The organism is Ruegeria sp. CDSA236 (assembly GCF_059611285.1).
In genome coordinates, this window is the sequence record NZ_JBXWPG010000008.1 from 60,870 (window position 1) to 86,058 (window position 25,189).

The 25,189-nt window shown below is 59.0% G+C and carries 25 protein-coding genes; 18 read left to right on the plus strand and 7 right to left on the minus strand.

Annotated elements, in window-relative coordinates; translation table 11 throughout:
- Positions 1–18: 18 nt before the first annotated feature.
- Both recQ and AC2FLB_RS13695 read right to left on the minus strand, forming a co-directional pair.
- On the minus strand, positions 19–2,058 hold the full coding sequence (gene recQ / locus AC2FLB_RS13690) for a DNA helicase RecQ (protein WP_496692798.1): 2,040 nt from the start codon (positions 2,056–2,058) through the stop codon (positions 19–21).
- Positions 2,059–2,136: 78 nt separating this feature from the next.
- Positions 2,137–2,424 carry a YggT family protein gene (locus tag AC2FLB_RS13695; RefSeq protein ID WP_271951835.1) on the minus strand — a complete coding sequence of 96 codons (288 nt, stop codon included), beginning with the start codon at positions 2,422–2,424 and terminating at the stop codon, positions 2,137–2,139.
- 131 nt (positions 2,425–2,555) lie between these two features.
- On the opposite strand from AC2FLB_RS13695, the gene AC2FLB_RS13700 reads away from it, so the two are divergent.
- The 10 genes from AC2FLB_RS13700 to smpB all read left to right on the plus strand — a co-directional run bounded on the left by AC2FLB_RS13700 (position 2,556) and on the right by smpB (position 10,851).
- A complete protein-coding gene (locus AC2FLB_RS13700; RefSeq protein ID WP_496709436.1) occupies positions 2,556–3,923 on the plus strand; it encodes an MFS transporter in 1,368 nt (455 codons plus the stop codon).
- Entirely contained in the window at positions 3,920–4,783 is an 864-nt protein-coding gene (gene mepA / locus AC2FLB_RS13705; protein WP_496702485.1) for a penicillin-insensitive murein endopeptidase, read from the plus strand. The genes AC2FLB_RS13700 and mepA overlap by 4 nt, the downstream gene beginning before the upstream one ends.
- On the plus strand, positions 4,756–5,640 hold the full coding sequence (locus tag AC2FLB_RS13710) for an esterase-like activity of phytase family protein (protein WP_496709437.1): 885 nt from the start codon (positions 4,756–4,758) through the stop codon (positions 5,638–5,640). The genes mepA and AC2FLB_RS13710 overlap by 28 nt, the downstream gene beginning before the upstream one ends.
- A gap of 91 nt (positions 5,641–5,731) precedes the next feature.
- Positions 5,732–6,376, plus strand: coding sequence for a queuosine precursor transporter (locus tag AC2FLB_RS13715; protein WP_496709438.1), 645 nt, complete (start codon positions 5,732–5,734; stop codon positions 6,374–6,376).
- A 262-nt stretch (positions 6,377–6,638) separates the two neighbouring features.
- The gene (gene arfB, locus AC2FLB_RS13720; protein WP_142638575.1) at positions 6,639–7,058 is read left to right on the plus strand and encodes an alternative ribosome rescue aminoacyl-tRNA hydrolase ArfB; all 420 of its coding nucleotides are present in this window, start codon (positions 6,639–6,641) and stop codon (positions 7,056–7,058) included.
- Between the two features lie 59 nt (positions 7,059–7,117).
- On the plus strand, positions 7,118–7,864 hold the full coding sequence (locus AC2FLB_RS13725) for an SDR family oxidoreductase (RefSeq protein ID WP_496692794.1): 747 nt from the start codon (positions 7,118–7,120) through the stop codon (positions 7,862–7,864).
- A gap of 82 nt (positions 7,865–7,946) precedes the next feature.
- On the plus strand, positions 7,947–8,960 hold the full coding sequence (locus AC2FLB_RS13730; RefSeq protein WP_496692793.1) for a P1 family peptidase: 1,014 nt from the start codon (positions 7,947–7,949) through the stop codon (positions 8,958–8,960).
- 113 nt (positions 8,961–9,073) lie between these two features.
- Entirely contained in the window at positions 9,074–9,487 is a 414-nt protein-coding gene (locus AC2FLB_RS13735) for a c-type cytochrome (RefSeq protein WP_142638581.1), read from the plus strand.
- Between the two features lie 199 nt (positions 9,488–9,686).
- Positions 9,687–10,229: an isopentenyl-diphosphate Delta-isomerase gene (gene idi, locus AC2FLB_RS13740; RefSeq protein ID WP_142638583.1), complete on the plus strand. Its 543-nt coding sequence runs from the start codon at positions 9,687–9,689 to the stop codon at positions 10,227–10,229.
- A gap of 145 nt (positions 10,230–10,374) precedes the next feature.
- Positions 10,375–10,851, plus strand: coding sequence for an SsrA-binding protein SmpB (gene smpB, locus AC2FLB_RS13745; RefSeq protein WP_496692792.1), 477 nt, complete (start codon positions 10,375–10,377; stop codon positions 10,849–10,851).
- 221 nt (positions 10,852–11,072) lie between these two features.
- On the opposite strand, the gene AC2FLB_RS13750 is transcribed toward smpB, so the two are convergent.
- Positions 11,073–11,975: a 2OG-Fe(II) oxygenase family protein gene (locus tag AC2FLB_RS13750; protein ID WP_496692791.1), complete on the minus strand. Its 903-nt coding sequence runs from the start codon at positions 11,973–11,975 to the stop codon at positions 11,073–11,075.
- Positions 11,976–12,105: 130 nt separating this feature from the next.
- Positions 12,106–13,014: a LysR family transcriptional regulator gene (locus AC2FLB_RS13755; protein WP_496709439.1), complete on the minus strand. Its 909-nt coding sequence runs from the start codon at positions 13,012–13,014 to the stop codon at positions 12,106–12,108.
- Between the two features lie 96 nt (positions 13,015–13,110).
- Between AC2FLB_RS13755 and AC2FLB_RS13760 the strand changes: the two genes are divergently transcribed.
- From AC2FLB_RS13760 to AC2FLB_RS13770, 3 genes are all read left to right on the plus strand, one after another.
- On the plus strand, positions 13,111–13,893 hold the full coding sequence (locus tag AC2FLB_RS13760; protein ID WP_496709440.1) for a CmcJ/NvfI family oxidoreductase: 783 nt from the start codon (positions 13,111–13,113) through the stop codon (positions 13,891–13,893).
- Positions 13,894–13,940: 47 nt separating this feature from the next.
- A complete protein-coding gene (locus tag AC2FLB_RS13765) occupies positions 13,941–14,729 on the plus strand; it encodes an SDR family NAD(P)-dependent oxidoreductase (RefSeq protein ID WP_142640333.1) in 789 nt (262 codons plus the stop codon).
- Between the two features lie 99 nt (positions 14,730–14,828).
- Entirely contained in the window at positions 14,829–15,674 is an 846-nt protein-coding gene (locus tag AC2FLB_RS13770; RefSeq protein ID WP_142640334.1) for an enoyl-CoA hydratase/isomerase family protein, read from the plus strand.
- A 180-nt stretch (positions 15,675–15,854) separates the two neighbouring features.
- Here the strand turns inward: AC2FLB_RS13770 and glpK are convergent, their stop codons facing one another.
- From glpK to panB, 3 genes are all read right to left on the minus strand, one after another.
- Positions 15,855–17,333 (minus strand): glycerol kinase GlpK, encoded by a 1,479-nt coding sequence (gene glpK / locus AC2FLB_RS13775; RefSeq protein WP_496709441.1) that lies wholly within the window; start codon positions 17,331–17,333, stop codon positions 15,855–15,857.
- A 69-nt stretch (positions 17,334–17,402) separates the two neighbouring features.
- Complete coding sequence (gene panC / locus AC2FLB_RS13780; RefSeq protein WP_496702499.1) at positions 17,403–18,245, minus strand: pantoate--beta-alanine ligase; 843 nt, start codon at positions 18,243–18,245, stop codon at positions 17,403–17,405.
- Complete coding sequence (gene panB / locus AC2FLB_RS13785; RefSeq protein ID WP_496702501.1) at positions 18,242–19,081, minus strand: 3-methyl-2-oxobutanoate hydroxymethyltransferase; 840 nt, start codon at positions 19,079–19,081, stop codon at positions 18,242–18,244. Before panB ends, panC begins: the two co-directional genes overlap by 4 nt.
- A gap of 170 nt (positions 19,082–19,251) precedes the next feature.
- Between panB and AC2FLB_RS13790 the strand changes: the two genes are divergently transcribed.
- Genes AC2FLB_RS13790 through AC2FLB_RS13810 form a run of 5 tightly spaced genes read left to right on the plus strand, consistent with a single transcriptional unit; the run spans position 19,252 to position 25,181 of the window.
- Entirely contained in the window at positions 19,252–20,739 is a 1,488-nt protein-coding gene (locus AC2FLB_RS13790; RefSeq protein WP_496709442.1) for an ABC transporter substrate-binding protein, read from the plus strand.
- Between the two features lie 27 nt (positions 20,740–20,766).
- Positions 20,767–21,786 (plus strand): hypothetical protein, encoded by a 1,020-nt coding sequence (locus AC2FLB_RS13795; protein ID WP_496703478.1) that lies wholly within the window; start codon positions 20,767–20,769, stop codon positions 21,784–21,786.
- A 40-nt stretch (positions 21,787–21,826) separates the two neighbouring features.
- The gene (locus AC2FLB_RS13800; RefSeq protein WP_496709443.1) at positions 21,827–22,774 is read left to right on the plus strand and encodes an ABC transporter permease; all 948 of its coding nucleotides are present in this window, start codon (positions 21,827–21,829) and stop codon (positions 22,772–22,774) included.
- Positions 22,771–23,586, plus strand: coding sequence for an ABC transporter permease (locus tag AC2FLB_RS13805; protein WP_496690260.1), 816 nt, complete (start codon positions 22,771–22,773; stop codon positions 23,584–23,586). Before AC2FLB_RS13800 ends, AC2FLB_RS13805 begins: the two co-directional genes overlap by 4 nt.
- On the plus strand, positions 23,583–25,181 hold the full coding sequence (locus AC2FLB_RS13810) for an ABC transporter ATP-binding protein (RefSeq protein WP_496709444.1): 1,599 nt from the start codon (positions 23,583–23,585) through the stop codon (positions 25,179–25,181). The genes AC2FLB_RS13805 and AC2FLB_RS13810 overlap by 4 nt, the downstream gene beginning before the upstream one ends.
- Positions 25,182–25,189 lie beyond the last annotated feature (8 nt).

Consider the following 25,189-nt stretch of genomic DNA (forward strand, 5'->3'; position numbering starts at 1 on the left):
TTGCCTGTTGGTGGGTATCTAGCTTGCCATACGCAGCACGTCCAGAAAGGCGGCTCCAAACCTTTCGTGACGGCGGTCACCCAGAACCTGTTCGATGGCGCGTGGGTCGTCTGATCGCAACTGCGCCACCTTTGCCAGTTGCGAGGCGGTACAGGTCAGCGGCTTGTCGATTCCATCAGGGCCGCGCGACAGTTGCGACTGAACTTCGAGCAGGCGGTCGTAAATCTCACCCTGATCGCGCCCGGCCAGTTTGCGGCGGGCCGGGTGCAGTTCTTCGACCGCGCCGGTCAGAACCTCCAGAAACGTGGCCCCGTAGCGTTCCAGCTTTTTAGCACCGATCCCGCTGATCCGGGCCATATCGTCCAGCGTTGCAGGGCGGGTTTCCGCCATTTCGATCAGGGTGCGATCGGGAAAAATAACATAGGCCGGGACCCGCGCGGATTCGGCCAGCGCACGGCGTTTCGCCTTCAGTGCGCTCAGCAGCGGTGCGTCTTCTTCGGATACCATCTCTTTGACTGCAGGCCGACGGGTTGCTTTGCGGATCGTGTCCTTACGCAGGTTGATCTGCGCCTCGCCTTTCAGGATCGGCTTGGCGGCCTCAGTCATGCGCAGCGCACCGTGGCGGTCGGGATCAGGGCGGACCAGATCATGGCCCATCATCTGCCGGAAAATCGCTTGCCACTGGGGCCGCGACCAGTCCTTGCCAATGCCATAGGTCGACAGATTGTCATGTCGGCGGGCGCGGATCTTGTCGGTTTCGTTGCCCAACAGGATGTCGATCAGATGGCCTGCGCCGAACCATTCCTCGGTGCGCAGGATCGCGGACAGGGCCATACGAACCGGGGTGGTGCCATCGAACACTTCCGGCGGGCTGTCACACAGATCGCATTTGCCACAGGGTTCGGTCTGTTCACCGAAATAACCCAGCAAAGTCTGACGGCGGCAGGCCAGCGCCTCGGCCAGGCCAAGTAGGGCGTTCAAACGGGCGTGATCGGCCATCCGCCGGTCAGAGGGAGCAAGCCCCTCGTCTATCTGTGACCGGCGCAGGCGAATGTCATCTGCCCCAAACAGGGTCAGGGTTTCTGCCGGGGCGCCATCACGCCCGGCGCGGCCGATTTCCTGATAATAAGCTTCGATGGATTTGGGCAGGTCCGCATGGGCGACCCAGCGGATATCGGGCTTGTCTATGCCCATGCCAAAGGCAACCGTGGCCACCACGATCAGACCATCCTCGCGCGCAAAGCGGGTCTCGACGATGCGGCGATCCTCGGGATCCATGCCGCCGTGATAGTGACAGGCGGTGTGGCCTTCGGCACGCAGGGCCTGTGCCAGAACCTCGGTCTTGTTACGAGTGCCGCAATAGACAATGCCGGATTGGGTTTTGCGCGCGGCGGCAAAATCCAGGATCTGTTTGCGGGGCCCATCCTTGGCGGCAAAGGCCAGGTGGATGTTGGGCCGGTCGAACCCGCGCAGAAATTTGCGCGGGGCCGTGCCGTCAAACAGCTTTTCGACAATCTCGTCCTGCGTTTCCGCATCTGCTGTGGCGGTGAAAGCGGCCAAAGGCACATCCAGCGCACGCCGCAGCTCTCCGATCCGAAGGTAGTCGGGGCGGAAATCATGGCCCCATTGACTGACGCAATGCGCCTCGTCCACCGCAATCAGGCTGACATTGATCCGCCGCAACATGCCCAGCGCCGATCCGGCGGCCAGACGTTCGGGAGCCATGTACAGCAGCTTGAGCCGTCCGGCCTCCAACGCTTCCCACACGGCATCGGTTTCTTCGGGGGTATTGCCGGATGTTAGCGCGCCGGCCTCGACGCCTGCTTCCTGCAAGCCGCGCACCTGATCGCGCATCAGGGCAATCAGCGGAGAGATCACCACCGTGACCCCATCGCGCATCAGCGCAGGCAGTTGGAAACACAGGGATTTGCCACCGCCCGTGGGCATGATGGCCAGCACGTTTTCGCCCAGCGTGACGGCATCGACGATCTCTTCCTGACCGGGACGGAAGTCGTCGAATCCAAAGACATCTCGCAGCAAAGGCGCGGCGTCAAACATGTGCGGGGGTGCCCTGTTTTAAGGTTTATCTGCTCTTAAGACAGGACAATCACATACTAAGATTCACTGAACAAGAGGTCAGACAAAATAGACCATATTGTTGATCAGGATAATACGCAGCGCATAGACACCGATCAGAACCACCAGGGGCGTCAGGTCAAGTCCGCCCATTGCAGGCAGAACGCGTCGGATCGGGCCGTAAATCGGCTCTAACAGGCGGTTCAGCCCGTACCAGATCTGCGCAACCAACTGTTGATGCAGGTTCAGCACCTGGAAATTGATCAGCCAGCTCATGATGACATGGGCCAGAATGATGAACCAGACAATGTCCAGAATCAGCAGCAGAATTTGGATCAACGACAGCATGGGGCCTCCGGATTTCACATCTGCTGAGACCTAAGCGCCCCTGCACAAAAGAGCAAGTCCGCGCCAACAGAACGCTTGCGAATTGAGCCAAAGCCCCGTCTTATGACGCCAACAATAAAAACGGGGCAGGTATGGCAGAGATTTCCAAGCGCAAACGCATCTGGGGCTGGTGGTTCTTCGACTGGGCAAGTCAGCCCTATCACACGCTGTTGGTGACCTTTGTTTTTGGGCCCTATTTTGCCGGAGTAGCTGCCGAGTATTATCTGAACGCCGGTCTGGGCGCCGATGCCGCAGACGCACGGGCGCAGACGGTGTGGGCGAACTGCATGACCATCGTGGGGCTGATCATCGCCTTTGGTGCCCCGCTGATGGGGGCGATGGCGGATGTTTCGGGCCGTCGTATACCATGGATATTCGGCTTTTCCATCATGTACGCGGTGGGCTCTGCTGCGCTGTGGTACACGTTGCCGGACGGGTCAAACATGTGGCTGATGCTGTCGGCCTTTGGCCTGGGTTTTGTCGGGGCGGAATACGCGCTGATCTTCGCCAATTCTCAGCTGCCCGATCTGGGTGATGACAGTGAGGTGGGCGAGATATCGGGTTCGGGTTTTGCCTTTGGCTATTTCGGCGGGCTTATCTCGCTGGCAATCATGCTGGCCCTGTTTGTTGAGCAGGGTAATGGCAAGACCCTGATCGGCATGGACCCTGTTTTTGGTCTGGACGCCGCAGCACGCGAAGGCACGCGATTTGTCGGGCCGTTCACCGCCGTGTGGTTCATTCTGTTCATGATCCCCTATTTCCTGTGGGTGCGCGACGATCCAGATGTCGAAAAGAAAGGCAGCGTCAAAGAGGCGCTGCAGCTGCTGGTCAAATCAGTCTCTAACCTGCGCAATCGCGTCAGTCTGGCCAGCTATCTGGGCTCGTCCATGTTCTATCGCGATGCGCTGAACGGTCTGTATACCTTTGGCGGCGTTTATGCGCGGCTGGTGCTGGAATGGGATCTGATCAAGATCGGCGTATTCGGGATTGTCAGCGTTCTGGCTGCGGCAGCCTTTGCCTGGCTTGGCGGCAAGCTGGACAAGAAATACGGCCCCAAACCTGTCATTCTGGTTGCGATCTGGGTACTGATCTTTGTCTGTATCACCGTCGTGATGATGGACCGGACCCAGATCTACGGCATCACCCTGCCCGAAGGGTCGGGCCTGCCGGATCTGGTGTTCTTTGGTTGCGGTGTTCTGATCGGCGGCATGGGGGGTATCCTACAATCGGCCAGCCGTTCTCTGATGGTGCGCCACACCGATCCCGTTGCCCCGGTCGAGAGCTTTGGCCTGTATGGCTTGTCCGGCCGCGCCACCGCATTTGCGGCCCCGTTGTTGATCGGGATTGCCACAACCCTGACCGGTAGTGCGCGACTGGGGGTGTCACCCATAGTTCTGTTGTTTATTCTGGGACTGTTCCTAATGCGCTGGGTGAAACCGGAAGGGGATCAGAGCAGATGATTTTACTACGTTTTTTCGCGGTCATTGCCGCAATCACATTCGCCGGTACCGCAGGTTCAGAGCCGCTGGCCAAGCAGTTATTCGGAGGCCAAAAGCAAAGTTCACAACAAAAACCGGCCGCTTTCGGCAGTTATTCGCGCGGCTGTGCGGCGGGGGCGGTACAACTGCCCGAAACCGGACCCACATGGCAGGCTATGCGCCTGTCACGCAACCGCAACTGGGGCCATCCGCAGGCGATCGACTATGTCCAGGATCTGAGCCGGTTTGCGGCCAAGCAGTCAGGATGGAATGGTCTCTATATAGGCGATATCAGCCAGCCGCGCGGCGGGCCGATGACATCGGGCCACCGCAGCCACCAGCTGGGTCTGGACATCGATATCTGGATGCTGCCCGGTGACAACATGCGTCTTTCCCGCAAGGCGCGCGAGAATATCTCTTCGATTTCCCTGCGCCGCTCGAACGGTGCCTTCGTCAACGGCAGCTGGACCAAACAGCATCACGCAGTGCTGCGTGCAGCGGCAAAAGACAAGCGCGTGGCGCGGATATTCGTCTTTCCCGGTGCCAAGGTGCAGATGTGCAATGACGAAAAGGGAAACCGAGCTTACCTGCGTAAAATCCGGCCGTGGTGGGGCCATCACTATCATTTCCACGTGCGGTTGGCCTGCCCCAGAGGATCAAGCGGCTGCGTGAACCAGGATCCGCCGCCCAAGGGTGATGGTTGCGCCGAAGCACAGCAATGGGTGAACAACATCCTCAACCCGCCACCGCCCGATCCAAACGCGCCAGCACCCAAGAAGCGACGCGAATACCGGATGGCCGATCTGCCCAAGCAATGCACAAACGTCTTGCAATCCAACTGATCGCGGCGCTGCTGCTGACAGGTATGGTCTGGGCGGAGGGGGTAAAGCCTGCCGCTTTGCTGAACAATTTTGTCTGGCGACATCAGGCGGATTGGTTCGGCGGATATTCGGGCATTCACATCTTTGACGGTGGGACCCGTATGATCGCGCTGAGTGATCGCGCAACGATGTTGGACGCTCGTATTGATCGAAACGAGGATGAGATTACTGGCATCGAGATCCAGCGGCACTGGCCCATCCTGTCCAGCACCGGCAAGGTTCTGGTGGGCACTGCTGGCGATTCCGAAGGCTTGGCAATCGCCCCTGACGGTGGGGTCTATATCTCATTCGAGGGGGTGCACCGGGTGGCTTATTATTCCGATCCGACCGGCCCGGCGCAGGTTCTGCCACGCCCCAAAGCCTTTGAGGTTCTTGACCATAACGGCTCGTTCGAGGGGCTGGCCATTGACGGGCTTGGGCGGCTGTACACCCTGACCGAGAAAAGCCGTACCGTATCGGGGGACATACCGGTGTATCGTTGGGATGGTCAGGCCTGGTCGACACCTTTTGTCCTGCCGCAACGGGGCAAGTTCCTGCCAGTGGCGGCGGATTTTGGCCCCGACGGGCGGTTCTATGTGCTGGAACGATCGGTGTCCCTGACAGGCTTTCGGTCGCAGCTCAGGCGTTGGGAACTGAATGGTGACACACCGCAATCCGAAGAGATCTTGCTGCAAACCGCGCGTGGGACGCATGACAACCTCGAAGGCCTGTCGGTCTGGCGTGACGATCAGGGAAGGTTGCGGGTTACGATGATTTCGGATGACAATTTTCTGGCCCTTCAGCGGACGGAACTGGTGGAATATCTGCTGCCCGATTGACAGGCCTGAAACAAAGGTCTAAACGCACGGCTTGCCTTGGGACAGTCCCTTGGCCAAGTCGCCGCTACCTTGTCAAAACGGGCATCAAAATATGCAACGCGCTTTTATTCCCGGCATCCTTGCCATGGCCACCATCGTTGTGGCTTCGAACATTCTGGTCCAGTTCCTGATCCTTGACGGGCTGTTGACCTGGGGTGCTTTCACCTATCCGCTGGCCTTTCTGGTCACCGACATCATGAACCGCGTCTATGGCGTGGCAACCGCCCGCAAGGTCGTGTTTGCCGGGTTCGTCACCGGCATCGTCTGCTCGCTGATCGGCAGCCAGATCATGCTGCAGGGCGACGGGTTCACCTATGCCGCTGTGCCGCTGCGGATCGCTGTTGCCTCTGGCACTGCTTTCCTGATCGCCCAGCTGACCGATGTCACCGTGTTCAATGCAATGCGCGGGGGTCGCTGGTGGCGCGCACCGCTGGTCTCGACCCTAGTGGGTTCGGCGCTGGATACAGCATTGTTCTTCACTATCGCCTTTTCTGCCTCGATCGCGATCTTCGGCGCCAATGCAGACGCCGCGATCAACTGGGCGTGGGAGCCTGTTCCCTTCATGCTGTCTGGCCCGATGGCACCCCTATGGGTCACGCTGGCCTTTGCGGACTGGCTGGTAAAGTTGTCGCTGGCGCTTGTGGCGCTGATCCCCTTCAAAGTGATCGTTGCGCGCCTGACCGCGCAGCCCGTGTAAAAAACGCTTTGAGAATGGCACAGCTTGTGTCACCATCCTAGTTAACCGCAACAGATAGAAAAGGAGGTGATCCAGTGTCGAGAAAGAGATTGGAGAGAGGTGTTGGAACAACCGGGGGGATCGCCCGTTAGGGCAGCCCTTGGCGGAGCGCTCGCTCCGGCTGGTCGATTGATCTAACCGACCCAACCTCCTGAACTTTCGAAGGGCCGTCCTGCTAGGGCGGCCCTTTTTGTTTCCGCGCAGCACTTGTAAGGTCCGCCCCATGTTGCGGATCAATGACGATATCACCCTGCAAGACTGGGAAATGACCGAAAGCTTTGTGCGCTCTTCCGGCCCTGGCGGGCAGAACGTGAACAAGGTTTCGACCGCAGTCGAGTTGCGGTTCGAAGCGGCGCGCTCGCCCTCACTGCCTGATCCGGTCAAGGCGCGGCTGAAACGGTTGGCTGGGCGGCGCTGGACCAAAGAGGGCGCGATCATCATCCAGTGCGAGGAAACGCGTAGCCAGGCTCGCAACCGCGAGATTGCGCGGGTGCGATTGGCCGAACTGATCACCCGCGCGCTGGTCAAACCCAAACGGCGTATCGCCACCAAGCCCACCTATGGCTCGGTCAAACGTCGATTGGCCGCCAAAAAGGCCCGTTCGGATGTCAAATCTCTGCGCGGCAGGGTCGACGAAGATTGATCTGGTAACTTCTTTGCGCCTTGCTACTCTGCCTTGACTGGCGACAAGGAGGCAAAGCTATGAGGTTGGAGGGAAAAACCGCAATCGTAACAGGCGGCGCGTCCGGGTTCGGGGCCGGTATCGCGCAGAAGTTCAATGCAGAGGGCGCACGCGTTATGATCGCGGATATCAACGGCGCTGCGGCCCGCGAAATGGCAGAAACGCTGGGCGCGCAGGCCATCGCGCAGCAGGTTGATGTGGCCAGCACGGCATCGGTTCAGGAAATGGCGGACACCGCCCACGACGCCTTTGGCAGGCTCGACATCCTGGTCAACAATGCCGGAGTGACCCATCTGCCTACACCGCTAGAAGACGTCTCCGAAGAGGATTTCGACCGTGTCTTCAACGTGAACATGAAATCCGTCTATCTGACCGCCCGCGCCTTTGTGCCGATGATGAAGGCACGCGGAACCGGGGCGATCCTGAACATCGCCTCAACCGCCGGGCTGTCCCCGCGCCCCAACCTGAACTGGTATAACGCGTCCAAGGGTTGGATGATCACCGCAACCAAAACCATGGCGGTGGAACTCGCCCCGTCCGGCGTGCGTGTCAACGCGATCTGCCCCGTTGCGGGCGAAACCCCATTGCTGAAATCCTTCATGGGCGAAGACACCCCCGAGATTCGCGCCAAATTCCTGTCGACCATCCCATTGGGTCGCTTCTCGACTCCCGAAGACATGGCCAACGCCGCCTGCTTTCTGTGCTCGGATGAAGCCACTATGATTACGGGCACCACGCTCGAAGTGGACGGGGGCCGATGCATTTGATCCGGACTTCATTTGGCTCAAAATATCTCCGCCAGAGGCAGCGCGCCGAGGCGCGCTTCCCTGCCCAACGTCAGAGGTTTCGATGACTCCCGGATCCAAAAACCTGATCACCGATGTCCCAGGGCTGAAGGTCGGCAACGCGCAGGACGAGGCGTTGAAATCGGGCACAACTGTTCTGACAGCGGACAAACCCTTTGTTGCTTCTGTCCATGTAATGGGGGGCGCGCCGGGCACGCGTGAAACTGACTTGTTGGCACCGGACAAAACCGTTGATCAAATCGATGCGATCGTGCTGTCTGGTGGCTCGGCTTTCGGGTTGGACGCCTGCTCAGGGGTTACGGATGGTTTGCGGGCCGACGGGCGCGGCTTTGCTGTCGGGAATGCGATTGTGCCCATCGTGCCGGGAGCAATTCTGTTCGATTTACTCAATGGCGGCGATAAAACTTGGTCCGAGAATCCATACCGCGCTCTCGGAAAGGCAGCCTACCACGCTGCCGCAGAACGTTTTGCGCTCGGTTCAGTCGGGGCAGGAACCGGCGCATTGGCGGCTATGCAAAAAGGTGGCCTGGGTTCTGCATCGTTGGTTCTGGACGACGGCATCACTGTAGGCGCGCTTGTGGCAGCCAATCCGGTCGGCAGCGTCACGACACCTGGGGATCGCCACTTTTGGGCGGCGCCATTCGAGATCGACAACGAATTTGGCGGCCTGGGGCCAGACCTCTCATCGGGTCAAGCACAGATTCAGCAAAGCCGCAAAGCTCTAGCTATGGGGCAGGTTGACCCGGACCGGGCCAACACGGCCATTGCAATTGTCGCAACTGATGCAGCGTTAACCAAGACACAGTGCCACCGCCTGGCGGTGACAGCTCATGATGGCATCGCTCGCGCGATTGTGCCTGCGCATACTTCACAAGATGGTGATCTGGTTTTCGGCATCAGCACCTCCGGTCAAGCTGTTGACCCAAGCGTGCTGCCTATGATCGCGCATGCAGCCTCGGTTTGCCTGTCGCGGGCGATCGCCCGTGCGATTTATCTGGCGTCACCCAGTGCAGGCGATCTTCTGCCCTGTTGGGCAGACGTACATGACTTAAGTTAAGGACGACCCGATCCCGGCTGTGACACAGTGCCATCGCGCGGCAATCTGCGCGTTGACTCTCTGCTGCGCCAGAGGTCCTTTCTGTGCAGCCAATTCGTATCGGAGCAAAAGTTATGAATCGTATCCTCGCGACCGCAATTGCCGGCCTACTGGCCCTTCCAGTCTATGCTGAAGGTGACACCGAAGCTGGCAAGAAAGCCTTCAACAAATGCAAATCCTGCCATCTGATTGCTGATCCCGATGGCGAGGTGATCGTAAAGGGCGGAAAAACCGGCCCGAACCTCTATGGGGTTGCAGGCCGTACTGCTGGGACGGTCGAAGGGTTTAAATACGGTGACAGCATTGTCGAAGCCGGTGAAAACGGCTTGGTCTGGGACGAGGCAACCTTTGTCGAATATGCCCAGGACCCCAAAGCCTTCCTGCAATCCTATCTGGATCAGACCTCGGCCAAGTCCAAAATGACCTTCAAGCTGAAAAAGGGCGCTGAGGACGTTTACGCCTATATCGTCAGTGTTTCGGGCGAATAACCTGGGAAACCACGCAATCGGTAAGACCAGAAAAGGCCGCAGCCCCTGCGGCCTTTCGTGCGGTTGATAACCGGATCAATAGACGCCAGTTTGGAATCGCGTGGTGCATTGCCCGCTTTGCACCACAGCCAAGCCTATCAGGCCAAAGCTATTCCGGAATTCCCGGTCGCACAGGCGGATCGGCAGCAGGAGACGACAAATGGGAATCATGATCCCGGCCTGGGTTGATGGTGAATTGACCCCCGTTGAAAAGCTTGAAGCCCATGAAAAGGGTCTGCGGCACAAGGCGGTGTCGGTCTTTGTTGTGCGCGGCACCGAGATTTTGCTGCAGCGCCGGGCGATGGGCAAATACCACACGCCGGGTCTTTGGGCGAATACCTGCTGCACCCATCCTGACTGGGGTGAGATGCCCTCGGTCTGTGCAGTGCGTCGCCTGCATGAGGAACTGGGGATCACTGGGCTGTATCCCGAATATCGTCACCGGCTGGAATATCATGCCGATGTCGGCAATTCCCTGATCGAGCATGAGGTGGTGGATGTTTTCCTCGCTCATGTCCGCGGGCCATTGAAGATCGAGCCGAACCCCGAGGAAGTGATGGATATCCGCTGGATCGACTACCACGATCTGCTGGCCGAAGTGCAGCGCCATCCCGACCGGTTTACACCCTGGCTGAAGATCTACCTGCACAACCACGCCGACACAATTTTCGGCCCCGATCTGATTATCTCGGCCAAATCCTGATGCACCTCGGCGCTTTGCGTTTCCTGATAGAAGGCTATCGAGCTGCGCGTTCGATCAAAGGGAGAGGCAGCGCAATTCGATTCAATTCGAACGCAAAGCGCTCTGGGCTTGCAAGGCCCGCCCAAGGGGCCTAAATCAACCCGTCATGGCCAAGCAGAAGACAGACCCGAATTACAAAGTCATCGCCGAAAACCGGCGTGCCCGCTTCGATTACGCGATCGAAGAGGATATCGAGTGCGGCATCATGCTGCACGGGTCCGAGGTCAAATCCCTGCGGGCAGGCGGTTCTAACATCGCCGAAAGCTATGCCACGGTTGACGACGGAGAGCTGTGGTTGGTCAACAGCTATGTCGCCCCTTACGACCAGGCCAAGGTCTTCAAACACGAAGAACGTCGTCGCCGTAAGCTATTGGTGTCGCGCAAAGAGCTGTCTAATCTGTGGAACGCGACCCAACGCAAAGGCATGACGCTTGTGCCGCTGGTCCTGTATTTCAACCACAAGGGCCTGGCCAAGATTAAGATCGGCATCGCCAAGGGTAAGAAAAACCACGACAAGCGCGAAACCCAGGCCAAGCGCGACTGGTCACGGCAAAAGCAACGCTTGCTGAAAGATCACAGCTAAAGGCGCTCGACTATCGGTTGTCAGATGGATTTGATCCTCGCGTTCTCAATCAGGCTACCGGGGCTACAGATACGGCAGATGTCAGGTTTGAGCCCAAAACAACGAATGCTGCAACCTGCACCAATGGCTGCTTCGAGATTATCTGAAAAAGCGGCCAACGAGCCTCCGCTATGTTGGCTGGGCGACGTCTATCACCCAACCAACCTGTCGAGGTCCGCGGATCAGAAGGGCGCAAACCCGTCCGATGGATCGGTCGGGACCGTCCAGCGCGCGCGCGGATCGATTGTGGGCGCGAACGCACCAGGATGCGGGATCTGGCCGTTTTGACCGTAGAGCCACAGCACGAAATTGGAGCGTTGACCTTCGGTGATCGGTTCAGACGCATGGGGGACGCTGCCGTGGTGGATCAAGGCCGTGCCGGGCTCAAAGTGCAGTTTTTCGACCCGTCGCGACGCGGGATCAATGAAGCTGACAGCGGAGCCAGAAAAGGCCTCGTCCGGTAGATTTAGATTGATATTCAGCGTGACCGATGATGCGTCTGAGTGAGGCCGGAGCGACGTGTCCTTATCTGCTTGCCACTGGATGGAAAACCCGAAGGTCTGCGTGTCGTATCCTATCACATCCGGGAACAAGAGCCGTGAGATGGGCCGCATATAGGTGTTCATGAGGTCGCGGTAGAACGTCTGGAAGGCTGAGGCCCCTAGATGCCCTTCCGAGCGCGGGTCAAGCATTGCACCGCCCCGGTTGAGGGAAATGCCATAGGGTGGGCGCAGCGGAATGCCTGCATCGGCGACGCTGTCCAGATAGCTGCGCAAAACGAACAGCCGTTCGGGGTCAAAGAACTGGGTTTTGTAGACACCGGGGAAGACCTCTTCCCATAGTTTTTTCACTTCGCCTTCGGTTGCCGGGTCTTTCCAGGCCCCCTCGACCGCTGCGCGGAGACGGTCGTCATGAACAGATGCATCCAAGGCGGTTTGATTGGTCTGCTCCCATTCCTTCCATGCGTGTTTGAACAGCTCCTGGTTGTCATTCCAGAATTGCGCGACTTGCGGGGCGCGTTGCAGCATTGCTTCGCGTGTGGGGCGTTCCACGGCGCGTGCGCGCTCTAATGCAGATTGTGTCATGTCCTGTCTCAACTTTCTGATGGTCAAGCCTGTTGCTTCCGAGACATCAGATATTACGCTTAGATTGCGTATGAATGGACATATTTTTGATAACAGAATTCGTTTTCTCTACATAATAGAGGTGTGGCGCCTAGGACCCGGCCCAAGCCGCTGACCGTCCGATCTGTTGGATCAGATAGTCCATGAAGACGCGGACCTTTGCGGAGACTACGTTGCTTTTGGGGTAGATCAGCCAAAGCGCCGGATTGTCCGCCAGTGTGTACCCGGGCAGCACCTGCACAAGGGACCCATCATTCAGCTCGCTGTGGACTGCCCAGAGGGAGTTAATCGAAATGCCGGCACCCTTGAGCGTGACACGCACTTGTGTCAGCCCGTCGTTCACGATCAGCCTGTGGGAGGCTTTGTGGAGGTCGAATGTTGCTTTGGCTCCGTCATCTGACACCAAGGCGCGCGGCTCCAGATCCCTGAAGGCGACCAGACGGTGCGCCGCGAGGTCATCCGGTGTGCCGGGCACCCCATGTGTTTCCAGATAGTCTGGTGCTGCACAAAGAATACGTGTGTCGTTTGCCAGTTTGCGCGCCGTCAGACTGCTGTCCTCCAGAATAGAATTGCGGAGGGCCAGATCATAGCTGCCCTCAATCAGGTTGAACTGGGTATCTGATAAATGCAAATCGAGCGTCAGGTCTGGATAGGCATCCATAAAAGCGGGCAACAGGGGCGCGATATAGAGCTGGGCAAAGGTGCTTGGAGCGGCAAAGCGCAATGTCCCGCTCACCTCGGCCTTGCCTTTGCCGAATGCGGCGAGGGCCGCTTCTTCCTGTTCGATCATCTCTCGGGCGTACGGCAAGAAGTCCTGCCCCTCTAGGGACACCGAGACTTTCCGCGTGGATCGATGCAACAATTCGGCGCCCAGCAGTTTTTCAAGCTTTGCGAGCCGCGCGCTGGCTACCGCCGGTGCCATCCCTAGCGTTCGGCCCGCCGCGCTGATGTTCAGCGTTTCAGTAGCAAGGACGAAGAGGCGGAGGCTTTGCGTATCCATATTGTATATTTTTCCAGAAAACTGAATTCGATTATCTACCGTTTATATATCTGCGCAGCGGTATAGGTCAAAGCTCAAGACAGAGCGGAGAGCGGAATGACTCAGACAGCGACAGTGAATTATCACGTCCACAAACCGGAGCGTCAGGCGTTCGAGCTTGATGCCGGTGGCATCGTTGGCAATCTGATCGCGCCAGAACTCGCCCCAACCGAAGTGAAAGTGCGCGACGCGCGCAGGTCAGCCACAGACCCATCATTCGAGGATGACGCTGTCGCGTTTTCTTTCGTCCCCACAGCGGTCTCGTTCGCGCAAGACGATGATGCCTGGCAAGCGGAGTACGACGCAGAGCTGACGTCGCTTCTGACGACCAAGCTGGACGCGCAGGAGGTGATCATCTTTGATCACACGATCCGGGTGGATGACCCTGACGCCGCGCGCAAGCCCGCGCGAAACGTCCACAGCGACTACAGCCCTGACGGCGCAGAACAGCGACTGATCGACATTCTTGGTGCTGATACAGCGGCAAAATGGAGCGCGGGGCACTACGCCTTCATTAACATCTGGCGACCGATCGAGGCGGCGATCAACTCAGCCCCGCTCGGGTTTATCCTGCCGTCGAGCGTCGCCCCGGAAGACTGGATCCTGCTTGATCTGATCTATCCCGACCGCAAAGGACAGATCATGGGGTTGGCGGCAAACCCGAATCATCAGTGGATCTACATTTCGAAGATGACCCCGGATGAGGTCGCCTACTTCAACATCTTCGACAATCAGGGACGGCCCTCCATCGGGCACTCCGCGTTGGACATGGTCGAAGACCCAAACGTCATGACCATCCGCAAAAGCATTGAGAGCCGCACCCTAGTGCGTTTTGCCTGATCCCATCATCGGACCCACGAAACACGAGCAAACGGAGAGAGACAATCATGACCAAGACAATTCTTATCACCGGATCAACAGACGGCATCGGTCTTTTGACGGCGCAGACCCTCGCAAAAGAGGGGCACAAAATTCTGCTTCATGGACGCGGTGCAGCCAAACTGGAAGCCGCCGTCAACGAGGTCGGCGGCGACGTCGAAACCTATGCCGCTGACCTGTCGCGTATGGCCGATATCCAAACCTTCGCGGCAGAGGTGCGCGAGAAACACGACCGCCTTGATGTGCTGATCAATAACGCGGGCGTGCTGAAAGTCGCGGAGACCCAGACCGAGGCCGGCCATGATGTGCGGTTCATGGTCAACACCTTGGCGCCCTATGCGCTGACCCGCGCGCTTCTGCCGATCATTCCGAAAGACGGGCGGATCGTGAATCTATCCTCTGCCGCGCAAGCGCCGATTGATTTGGCTGCCATGCGCGGGGAAAAACAGCTTGGCCACAATGACGCCTACGCGCAAAGCAAGCTCGGCATCACGATCTGGACCCGCGAATTGGCGAAGGAGTTGACCGACGGACCCGTCGTCGTCGCCGTCAATCCCGGATCGTTGTTGGCTTCGAAGATGGTCAAGGAAGGCTACGGCATCGCGGGCAACGATCTGTCCATCGGCGCGAACATCCTGCGTGAAGCGGCGCTCGGGTCGTCGTTCGCGGATGTTTCGGGCAAGTATTTTGACAATGACAGCGGCCAGTTCGCGCAGCCACATGCGGCTGCACTGGACGCAACTCATTCGGCGCAGGTGATGCAAGGCATCGAAGATGCTTTGAAATCTCTCAGCTGATCCCACTGACGCCAGTCTGACGTCGGGCGTCTTTTACACCACCTGAAGCTGCAACCCTCCGGCGACATGCGTTGTCCGGACCCAAGAAAGGACTGACTGATGAAATACGAGAATTTTCAAACCTTTGACGTGAAGGTCCAAGACGCCATCGCAACGGTGGCATTCGATTTTGGAACAGTGAATGTGCAAGGCCAGGAAATGCTGGCCGACCTCAACAGCCTTGCCATGCGGCTGGAGCGGGACCGCGATACCAAGGTGGTCATCTTCCAATCCGCGAACCCCGAGGTTTGGGTCTGCCACTACGACACCGAGCTGCTCAAGGACATGTCGACCGAAGCTGTCTCCCGCGATGAAGCCCAGCTGCTCGATTTGCAAGCGGTCTGCGAACGCATTAGCAAGGTGCCTCAGGCCACGATCGCGAAGCTGGAAGGCTTCGCACGCGGTGGTGGCCACGAGTTGGCCCTGGCGCTGGACATGCGCTTTGCGGCGCGTGGCAAATTCAAGTTCATGCAGATGGAAGTCGGCATGGGTATCCTGCCCTGCGGCGGCGGTGCGTCCCGCATGGCCCGTCAGACCGGTCTGGGCCGCGCGCTGGAAATCATCCTGAGTGCCCGAGACTTTGACGCCGATGAAGCCGAGGCAATGGGCACGATCAATAAAGCGTTGGATGCTGATGAGATCGACGACTACGTAAACACCTTGGCGCAGCGGATTTCCAAGTTCCCGGCAGAGTCCATCAATGCCTGCAAGCAGATGGTCTACGAGTCGATCGACAAGCCTATCGATGAGGCCCTGAAGGCCGAGGCCTATTGGCTCTACCAGGCAACGAGCAAAACATCAGCCGTTAAACGCTTCACGATCGCAGACGAGCAGGGCCTAGAGCACGACATGGAAAACCAGCGGAACTGGGAAAACCTGGTCATGGATGTTCAGGATATCAACTGAGATTGATTGGATTAAGCGGACATTCGGCCTTGTGCGTCGGATGTCCGTTTTGTCCCGCGGTCCCGACATTGACCAACAGCCTTACTCGCAGCACTGACTTGCCGTAGAAATTCACCGTTCGCACGGGTGGCCCCATAAGAACCCAAGTTTGAACAAAGCAGAGCCCAAATGCGGCTGCGATCAGAACGCCATGGCCGCCTGAACAGCGCGTTGCCAGCGGTCATAGGCGGCGTCGCGTTCCTCTGTGGAGAGTTTGGGTTCGAACCGGCGATCCAGCGCCCAGGTTTCCGCGAACTCCTGTTGATCAGGGTAGATGCCTGCGCGCATACCCGCCAGCCAGGCCGCGCCCAGTGCGGTGGTTTCCTGCATCACGGGTCGGTCGACCTCGGCGCCGAGGTAATCCGACAGGCCTTGCATCGCCCAATCAGATGCGCTGGCACCGCCGTCGACGCGTAAGATGACATCGGTATCTGCGCCCCAGTCGCCCTGCATGGCATGCCAAAGGTCTCGGGTCTGATAGGCGATGCTTTCCAGTGTTGCCTTGGCAAATTCTGCCCGCCCGGAATTGCGGGTCAGGCCAAAGACCGCGCCCCGACAATCTGGTTTCCAATAGGGCGCGCCCAATCCGGTAAACGCGGGCACCAGCACAACATGCTGGTTGGAGTCGGCCTGCTGCGCCAGCTCACCACTTTCCGGGGCGGTTTCGATGATCTGCAGCGCATCGCGCAGCCATTGGACTGCTGCGCCTGCGACAAAGATCGAACCCTCAAGGGCATAGGTTTTTTGCCCGTCCAACTGATAGGCGATCGTCGTCAGTAGGCGGTTCTTCGAGGCGACCGGCTGAGGCCCGGTATTCAACAGCGCAAAACACCCCGTCCCATAGGTCGATTTCATCATGCCGGGCTGGAAACAGGCCTGCCCGATGGTCGCGGCCTGCTGATCGCCCGCAACACCCAGAATCGGGATATTTCCCCCAATCAGAGTCGTTTCTCCGAAGTCCGAGGCGCAATCCTGTACCTCGGGCAGCATGGACACGGGCACATCCAACAGATCGCAGATCTCGGTGCTCCAACAGCCTTTGTGGATGTCGAACAGCAGTGTGCGGGCAGCGTTGGTGGCGTCTGTCACATGGTTGCGGCCTTCGGTCAGGCGCCAGATCAGGAAACTGTCGATGGTACCGAACAGTAGCTCGCCTGCCTCGGCGCGGTCGCGGGCGCCGGGGACATTATCCAGTAGCCATTTGACTTTGGTGCCCGAAAAATACGGGTCCAGCAAAAGCCCGGTCTGCTGGGTTACGTCATCCTCGCAACCGGCCTGCTTGTAGCGGGCGCAGATATCGGCGGTGCGGCGATCCTGCCAGACGATAGCATTGTAAATCGGCTTGCCGGTCTGCTTGTCCCAGACCACGGTTGTTTCACGCTGGTTGGTGATGCCGATACTGGCAATCTGATCGGGGGTTGCGCCAACGCTCTGCATCACCTCGCGGCAGACACGTAGGACGCTGTCCCAGATTTCCTCGGGATCGTGTTCGACCCAGCCTTCTTGTGGGAAATGCTGCGTGAATTCATGCTGCGCGGTGCCTGCCCGTTGCATGTCCGCGTCGAACAGAATGGCCCGTGATGATGTGGTGCCCTGATCAATGGCAAGAATATAGGTCACGCCTGCGCCCCCCTTCGCATTTGGTTTTGCGAGACTTTAGCGCAAACAGTCGGTTGCGTACCAGAGTGTTCAGACGGGAATATTGTCGATTAGACGCACTCCATCCGCCCAGGCCGCTGCAAACAGGCGGGCGGGTCGGTCGGCATGTGTCAGCGGGTTCAGAGATTCCGCACAGCGCAGTTGGATATATTCCACTTGTGTAAAACCTGCGGCCAAAAGATCGGTACTGGCCTGTGCTGCCAGTGTGTCGAACGGGGCGCCGTTCTTTAGCGCGTTGGCAAGATCCAGCATGATGCGGTGTTTGTGCGCTGCAATCTCCATTCCCTCGGGCGAGAGGCGCTGATTGCGTGAGGACATGGCCAGACCCGAAGGTTCACGCACCGTGGGGCAGCCGATCACCTCGATCGGGATATCCAGATCACGCGCCATGCGGTGCACGACAAGCAGCTGTTGATAGTCTTTTTCCCCAAAATAGGCTCTGTCTGCCTGGGTTTGCAGGAACAGTTTGGCGACCACAGTGGCGACGCCATCGAAATGACCGGGGCGGAATTCGCCCTCCATCACATTTGTCAGGCCAGTTACAGATACGGTGGTGGCAAAGCCTTGCGGGTAGATCTCGTCCGGGTCCGGCACATAAATCGCATCAACGCCATAGGGCGCCAGTTTCTGAGCATCTTCGATTTCGGTGCGCGGATAATTGGCCAGATCCTCGGGGTTGTTAAACTGCTTTGGGTTCACGAAAATCGTCACGATAACTCTGTCGGTGCCATTTTTGGCCGCCTCAACCAGAGACAGATGCCCCGGATGCAACGCGCCCATAGTTGGGACGACGCCGATTGCCTCACCTTTCTTGCGCCAGTTGGCGGTCAAGGCGTGCAGATCGGAGAGGCGACGCAGGATCGGAGCGGTCATTTAGCTGAGCCCTGTGACGGAGCCTGATCGGCAAAGACATGTTCATCGGCGGGGAAAGCGCGTGCGCGCACTTCGGCGGCGTACTCGGCGATGGCGGCCTCGGCCAGTGGCCCCAGCTCGGCATATCGTTTGACGAATTTCGGTTTGAAAGCGGTGAAAAAGCCGACCATGTCGTCCACCACAAGTATTTGCCCGTCACATTCGGCGGACGCGCCAATGCCGATAGTAGGGATGGCGACCTCGGCAGTGATTTGGTTGGCTAGACCCTGCGGGACCTTCTCTAACACAAGGGAAAAGGCGCCTGCATCAGCCACGGCATGGGCATCGGCCAGTACCGTCTGTGCCTGATCATCACGGCCCTGCACCTTGTATCCACCCAGCGTGTTGATCGACTGTGGGGTCAGGCCGATATGCGCCATCACCGGGATGCCGCGCTTGACCAGAAAGCGGATGGTCTCGGCCATTTCGACACCGCCCTCAAGCTTGACGGCACCGGCACCGGTTTCGGCCATCAGGCGGGCAGCATTGCGGAACGCCTGTGCGGGGCTTTCCTCGTAACTGGCAAAGGGCATGTCGATGACCATCATCGCCTTGTCCAGCCCGCGAGCAACAGCCTGACCATGCAGGATCATCATCTCCATCGTCACGCCAAGGGTGGATTCCAACCCGTGTAGCACCATGCCGACACTGTCACCGACCAGAACAAAGTCGCAATGATCATCCATCAGTCGGGCCATCGGAGTTGTATATGCGGTCAGACTGACCAGTGGCTCGCCACCTTTTCGGGCGCGAATATCCACGGCATTCGGGGCTCTTTTGCGGGCGGTGGCGCTCATGCTCGCTCCTCGCGGTTCATGTTGCAGTGCGGCATAGCAGATTGGGCCGGGCCAAAGATAGCCCGGTTGCGCGAACATTTCCTTGATTGACCTAAGGTTTAAAGGGACATTGGTCCGCAGACCGGTCCGCGACATGCAGGACCACGCAGTTTCAGTGGGGAGACAACGATATGACAAAGCAGATGTTTCGGTCTTTTGCATCGGCGCTGGCGATTGGAGCCAGTTTGATAGCCACCCAAGCCCTGGCCAAATCCGACATCACCATCGCAATGCAGCTTGAGCCGCCGCATCTGGACCCGACCAGCGCTGCGGCACAGGCCATCGATTCGGTTGTCTATACCAATATCTTCGAAGGTCTGACCCGGTTCATGGGCGACGGATCGGTCGTGCCCGGGCTGGCGGAAAGCTGGGAGATATCAGACGACGGCACCGTCTATACCTTTAAGCTGCGCGATGGTGTGACCTTCCACGATGGCACCACCATGGATGCCGAGGACGTCAAATTCAGCCTCGACCGGGCCCGCGCTGAAGACAGCGCCAATGCACAAAAGGCCCTGTTTGCCGGGATCGAAAGCGTTGAGGTCGTGGATCCGCTGACCGTCAAGGTCACCCTGTCAGGGCCAAACGGGAATTTCCTGTTCAATATGGCCTGGGGGGATGCGGTGATTGTCGCCCCCGAAAGCATAGAGGCGATCAAGACCAACCCGGTCGGCACCGGCGCGTTTGCCTTTGGGGACTGGGTGCAGGGGGACAGCATCACGCTGACGCGAAACCCCGACTATTGGGGTGATCAGCCCGCGTTAGAGTCTGCTACATTCAAGTTCATCTCGGACCCGACCGCCGCCTTTGCCGCCATGATGGCCGAGGATGTGGATGTGTTCGACATTTTCCCGGCGCCTGAGAACATGCCGCAGTTCGAGGCTGATCCGCGCTTTCAGGTGCTTGTCGGCTCGACCGAGGGTGAGACGATTCTGTCCACCAACAACAAACAGCCGCCCTTTGACGACACCCGGGTGCGGCAGGCGCTGGCCCATGCCATCGACCGTCAGGCAATTATTGACGGCGCGATGTTCGGCTATGGCACGCCCATCGGAACGCATTTTGCCCCGCACAACCCGGCCTATGTCGATCTGACCGGCAATTCGGCGTATGACCCCAAGAAGGCCGCGCAGTTGCTGGCCGATGCGGGCTATGCCGAAGGGTTCAAGACCACTCTGCACCTGCCGCCGCCTTCTTATGCTCGCCGCGGAGGCGAGATCATCGCCGCGCAACTGGCCGAGGTCGGGATCGAGGCTGAAATCATCAATGTCGAATGGGCGCAGTGGCTGGAATCGGTGTTCAAGGGCAAGGATTTTGGTCTGACTATCGTCAGCCATACCGAGCCGATGGATATCGGCATCTATGCGCGGCCCGACTATTATTTCCAGTATGACAGCATCGACTTTCAGACGCTGATGGAGACGTTGAACGCCACCACCGACCCTGATGAGCGTACCCGCCTGTTGGGCGAAGCGCAGCGTCTGATCGCAAATGATTACGTCAACGGGTATCTGTTCCAGCTGGCCAAGCTTGGCGTTGCCAAGGCTGGCGTTCAGGGCCTTTGGGAAAACGCACCCACAGCGGCCATCGACCTGACCGCCATCAGTTGGGCGGAATAAGACCAGTTCCAGAGAGGAGACCGGCGCATGAGAAGATCAACCCTCGTTGCGTTGATGATCGCGGTTTTAGCCGTGATTGCGCCGGTCGCCAAAGGGGATACGCCGCTTGAACAGGCGGTGACACTGTGGCTGGAGGGCGATGATGAACGCGCTCTGCCTCTGCTGGCAGAACTGGCGGCTGATGGTGACGCGCAGGCACGTCTGCTGTTGGGGCGAATTGAAACCGCCGATCTTGGACCATCTCCGTTCCGCCAATCGCTGGGCCGAAAGGGTTCGCGCAAGCTGTTTCGTCAAAAAGACCTGACGGCCTTTGGCCGATCCTGGCTGTTGGTTGAGGCGAAAGGTGGAAATGAGCTTGCCCAAGCGCTGTTGGATGCCAAACGCCCCACACCAGACCCGAAGCTGATTGCACAGCTCAATGCGTTGGGAGAACATCAAGCTACGGACTACCCGACGCGAATTGTGGCGCTCTATGGCGATCCAGAAATGCGCGGCGATCTGTTGGCGGATGGGCAGCTGATGCAGGACCTCAAACCTTACCTGAGCTATCTGACGGTCGATCCCGAGCCGCGCGGCGACGGTCTCGCCGCGCTGCGCCACATTCAGCCTGATCCAGTTGACATGAATTCCGATCAGGCGCTGGGCATGGCGGGATTGCTGGCCCTGGGGCTGGGATATGGCGATCTGTCAGTGGACAATAGCTGGCGCCCGGCGGTGGAAAACTGGTTGATGACATCCCAGTCGACCCGCCCCATCGCGCAGCTCTGTTCTGACCGATGCGGGGCCGAGGCACCAAACTGCGCCTTTGCCTTCCTTGCCCTGTTTGGCGGCTATTTCGAGGTCATCCGCATCGACAGCCCGCTGGAAACGCTCATCCCGCAGGAGCAGTTTCTGGACAGTCCTCGCGCGCGCCTGATGGTCCTTCGTCGGGCGGCACTGGCCCGGACCGAGACAAATCTGGAAACGCTGGTGGACAGCGCACCCGCGGCGAAGCTTTCGACCTGCGCGACTGATTTGGTCCGGCAAGAGCAGCAGTCCTACAAGTAGCTGTTGCGTATGCGCGGCTCGCACCCGTAACCTGTTTGTAATGCTACGCTATGCCCTCAAACGTCTGATTTCACTGGTGATCAGCCTGGCTATCGCCTCGGTGGTCATTTTTGCAGTGATCGAGGTCGCGCCGGGCGATCCGGCATCCTTCATGCTTGGCGTCAACGTGCAGGCTGACACGCTGGCCGCGCTGCGGGTCGAGCTGGGGTTGGATGTGTCCAAACCGCAGCGATATTTCAACTGGGTCAGCGGAATGCTGGTCGGGGATTTCGGCACTTCATACACCTATCGCACGCCGGTGTCTCAGATGATTGCGGACCGACTTTGGGTGTCGCTGCCGCTGGCGCTTTATGCACTGACCCTATCGACCCTGATCGCCTTTCCCGCAGGGATTTACGCTGCTGCGCGCCGGGGGCGGCCCGGCGATGTGGCGGTCATGGGGGCCACACAGCTCGGCATCGCCGTGCCCAATTTCTGGTTCGCCATGATGCTGGTGCTGGTCTTTGCCATCAATCTGCGCTGGTTCAACGCTGGAGGGTTCGCAGGCTGGGACGGCGGGTTTTGGACCGGTCTGCACTCGCTGACCCTGCCAGCCATAGCGCTGGCTCTGCCACAGGCGGCGATTCTTGCAAGGGTCATGCGGTCGGCCCTGCTGGATATTCTGGGTGAGGATTTCATGCGCACCGCACAGGCCAAGGGCCTGTCCCGCCGACAGGCGCTGTGGCGTCACGGGGTGCGCAATGCGCTGATCCCGGTGCTGACTATCATCGGGCTGCAGTTTTCCTTTCTTCTGGCCGGGTCCATCATTATCGAACAGGTGTTTTACCTGCCCGGCCTCGGGCGGCTGGTGTTTCAAGCGATTTCTGCCCGCGATCTGATCGTGGTGGAATCGGTGGTCATGCTGCTGGTTTTTGCAGTGATCACGGTGAATTTTCTAGTTGACCTCGCCTATGCCGCCGTTGACCCCCGTCTGAGGAGCAGGACATGAGCCGTAACCTCATCCTTGGTGCAGTACTCTCCTCGCTGGTGGTCTTGGCGGCTGCACTTTCCTTTGTCTGGACGCCCTACGCGCACGCCGCGCTGAATATTCCCGCCAAGCTGCAACCACCCAACGCGCAGCACTGGTTTGGCACCGATCATTTTGGGCGGGACATGTTCTCAATGATCATGGTGGGTGCGCGCACTTCAATCGCTGTGGCCTTGGTGGCGGTGGGGATCGGCATGACATTGGGCGTGCCACTTGGTCTGGCGGCAGCGGCGCGCAAAGGCACGTGGCTGGATGAGGTGATCATGCGCGGCAACGATCTGGTTTTTGCTTTCCCGTCGTTGGTCATCGCCATCCTGATCACTGCCGTTTTCGGTGCCGGGGCGGTCAACGCCATCATTGCCATCGGTATCTTCAACATTCCGGTCTTTGCCCGTATCACCCGTGGCGCTGCGCTGTCCCTGTGGGAGCGAGAGTTCATCCTGGCCGCCCGGGTCTCGGGCAAGGGCGCGGCGCGGATATCGGCGGAACATATCCTGCCGAATGTGGCGAACTTGCTGATCGTACAGGGCACCATCCAGTTCAGCCTTGGCATTCTTGCCGAGGCAGGCCTGTCCTATGTCGGGTTGGGTGCGCAACCGCCTACGCCCAGTTGGGGCCGGATGTTGGCAGATGCGCAGACGATGGTCAGTTTTGCCCCGCATTTGGCTCTGATTCCGGGGCTCGCAATCATTGTCACTGTTTTGGGGCTGAACCTGCTGGGCGACGGTTTGCGGGATTGGCTGGACCCCCGAATACGGGTGGCGCGTGCATGAGCTTGCTGGAAATCGAAAATCTCAACCTGTCGATTCATGGCATGGACATCCTCAAACAGGTCAGCCTGTCTGTTGCGTCGGGTGAGATCGTCGCCGTCACCGGTGAAAGCGGTTCGGGCAAGTCCATGACGGCGTTGGCGGTGATGCAACTGCTGCCAAACGGTGCGGATGCCGCGGGCGCGATCCGGTTGGACGGGCTGGACCTGCTGAACTGTTCCGAGGATGAGATGTGCGCCCTGCGTGGCGCCTCGGTCGGGATGGTGTTTCAGGAACCCATGACCGCGCTCAACCCAGTCAAAACCATCGGGGATCAGGTGATGGAGACAATCCTGATCCACAAAGCCATGCCTACTGCACAGGCCGGGTCCCGTGCCGAAGAAGTGCTGACGCGCGTCGGCCTTCCGCCCGAAAGGTTCCCTCTGTCCAGGTATCCGCATGAGCTGTCCGGTGGTCAGCGTCAGCGCGTGGTGATCGCCATGGCCATCGCGTTGCGCCCAAGGTTGTTGATCGCGGACGAACCTACGACGGCGCTGGACGTCACTACGCAGGCGCAGATTCTAGACCTGCTCACGGGGTTGGTGCGCGAATACGACATGGGATTGCTAATGATCACCCATGATCTGGCGGTTGTGGCCGATATGGCCGACCGGATCATCGTCATGCGCTATGGCGAAGTCGTCGAGGCCGGCGCCACCGAACCCTTGCTGCGGAACATGCAGCACCCTTATACACGCATGCTGTTCCGGGCTTCGGGCCATCAGGTCGACCTGCCGGAACCCAAGCCGGCACAGCCTTTGCTTGAGGTTGCACAGGTGGTCCGGGATTACCGTTTGCCCCGAAAGGGCTTGTTTGATGCGCCGCGACACCACAGGGCTGTGGCTGGGGTCAGCTTTACACTGAACAAAGGCGAGCGCTTAGGCCTGGTCGGAGAGTCTGGGTGCGGAAAATCGACCCTAACACGGGCTATCCTGGGGCTGGAAGAGGTGCAGAGCGGCCAGATTCTGCTGGACGGGCAGCCAGTATTCACCGGGCACAAACCCAATCTGGCCGTCCGGCGTAAGATGCAGGTTGTGTTCCAGGACCCCTATGGCAGCTTCAACCCCCGACACCGGGTCACGCGCCTGGTCACCGAGCCGTTTCACCTGCTCGAACATCCCCCAACCGGGTCCGAGCGGCAGGATCGGATCGCCGAGATTCTGACGGCCGTAGGTCTCAGCCCCGATGACGCGGGTCGGTACATTCACGAATTCTCGGGCGGGCAGAGGCAGCGTATCGCCATCGCCCGTGCCCTGATCATCCGGCCCGAACTGATCTTGTTTGATGAGGCGGTCTCGGCCCTTGATGTTTCTGTCCGAGCGCAGATCCTTGATCTGCTGGCCGAGCTCTGCGGCGCCTATGACCTGACTTATCTGTTCATCAGCCACGACCTAAGCGTCGTGCGCACCATTACCGACCGGGTTTTGGTGATGCAGGCGGGGCAGATTGTCGAACAGGGTGAGACCGAACAGGTCTTTTCCAACCCGCAGCACCCCTATACCCAAACCCTGATCGCCGCCGCACCGACCCTGCCGGATATCAGTCAAAATGTGGCGTAAACTACAAT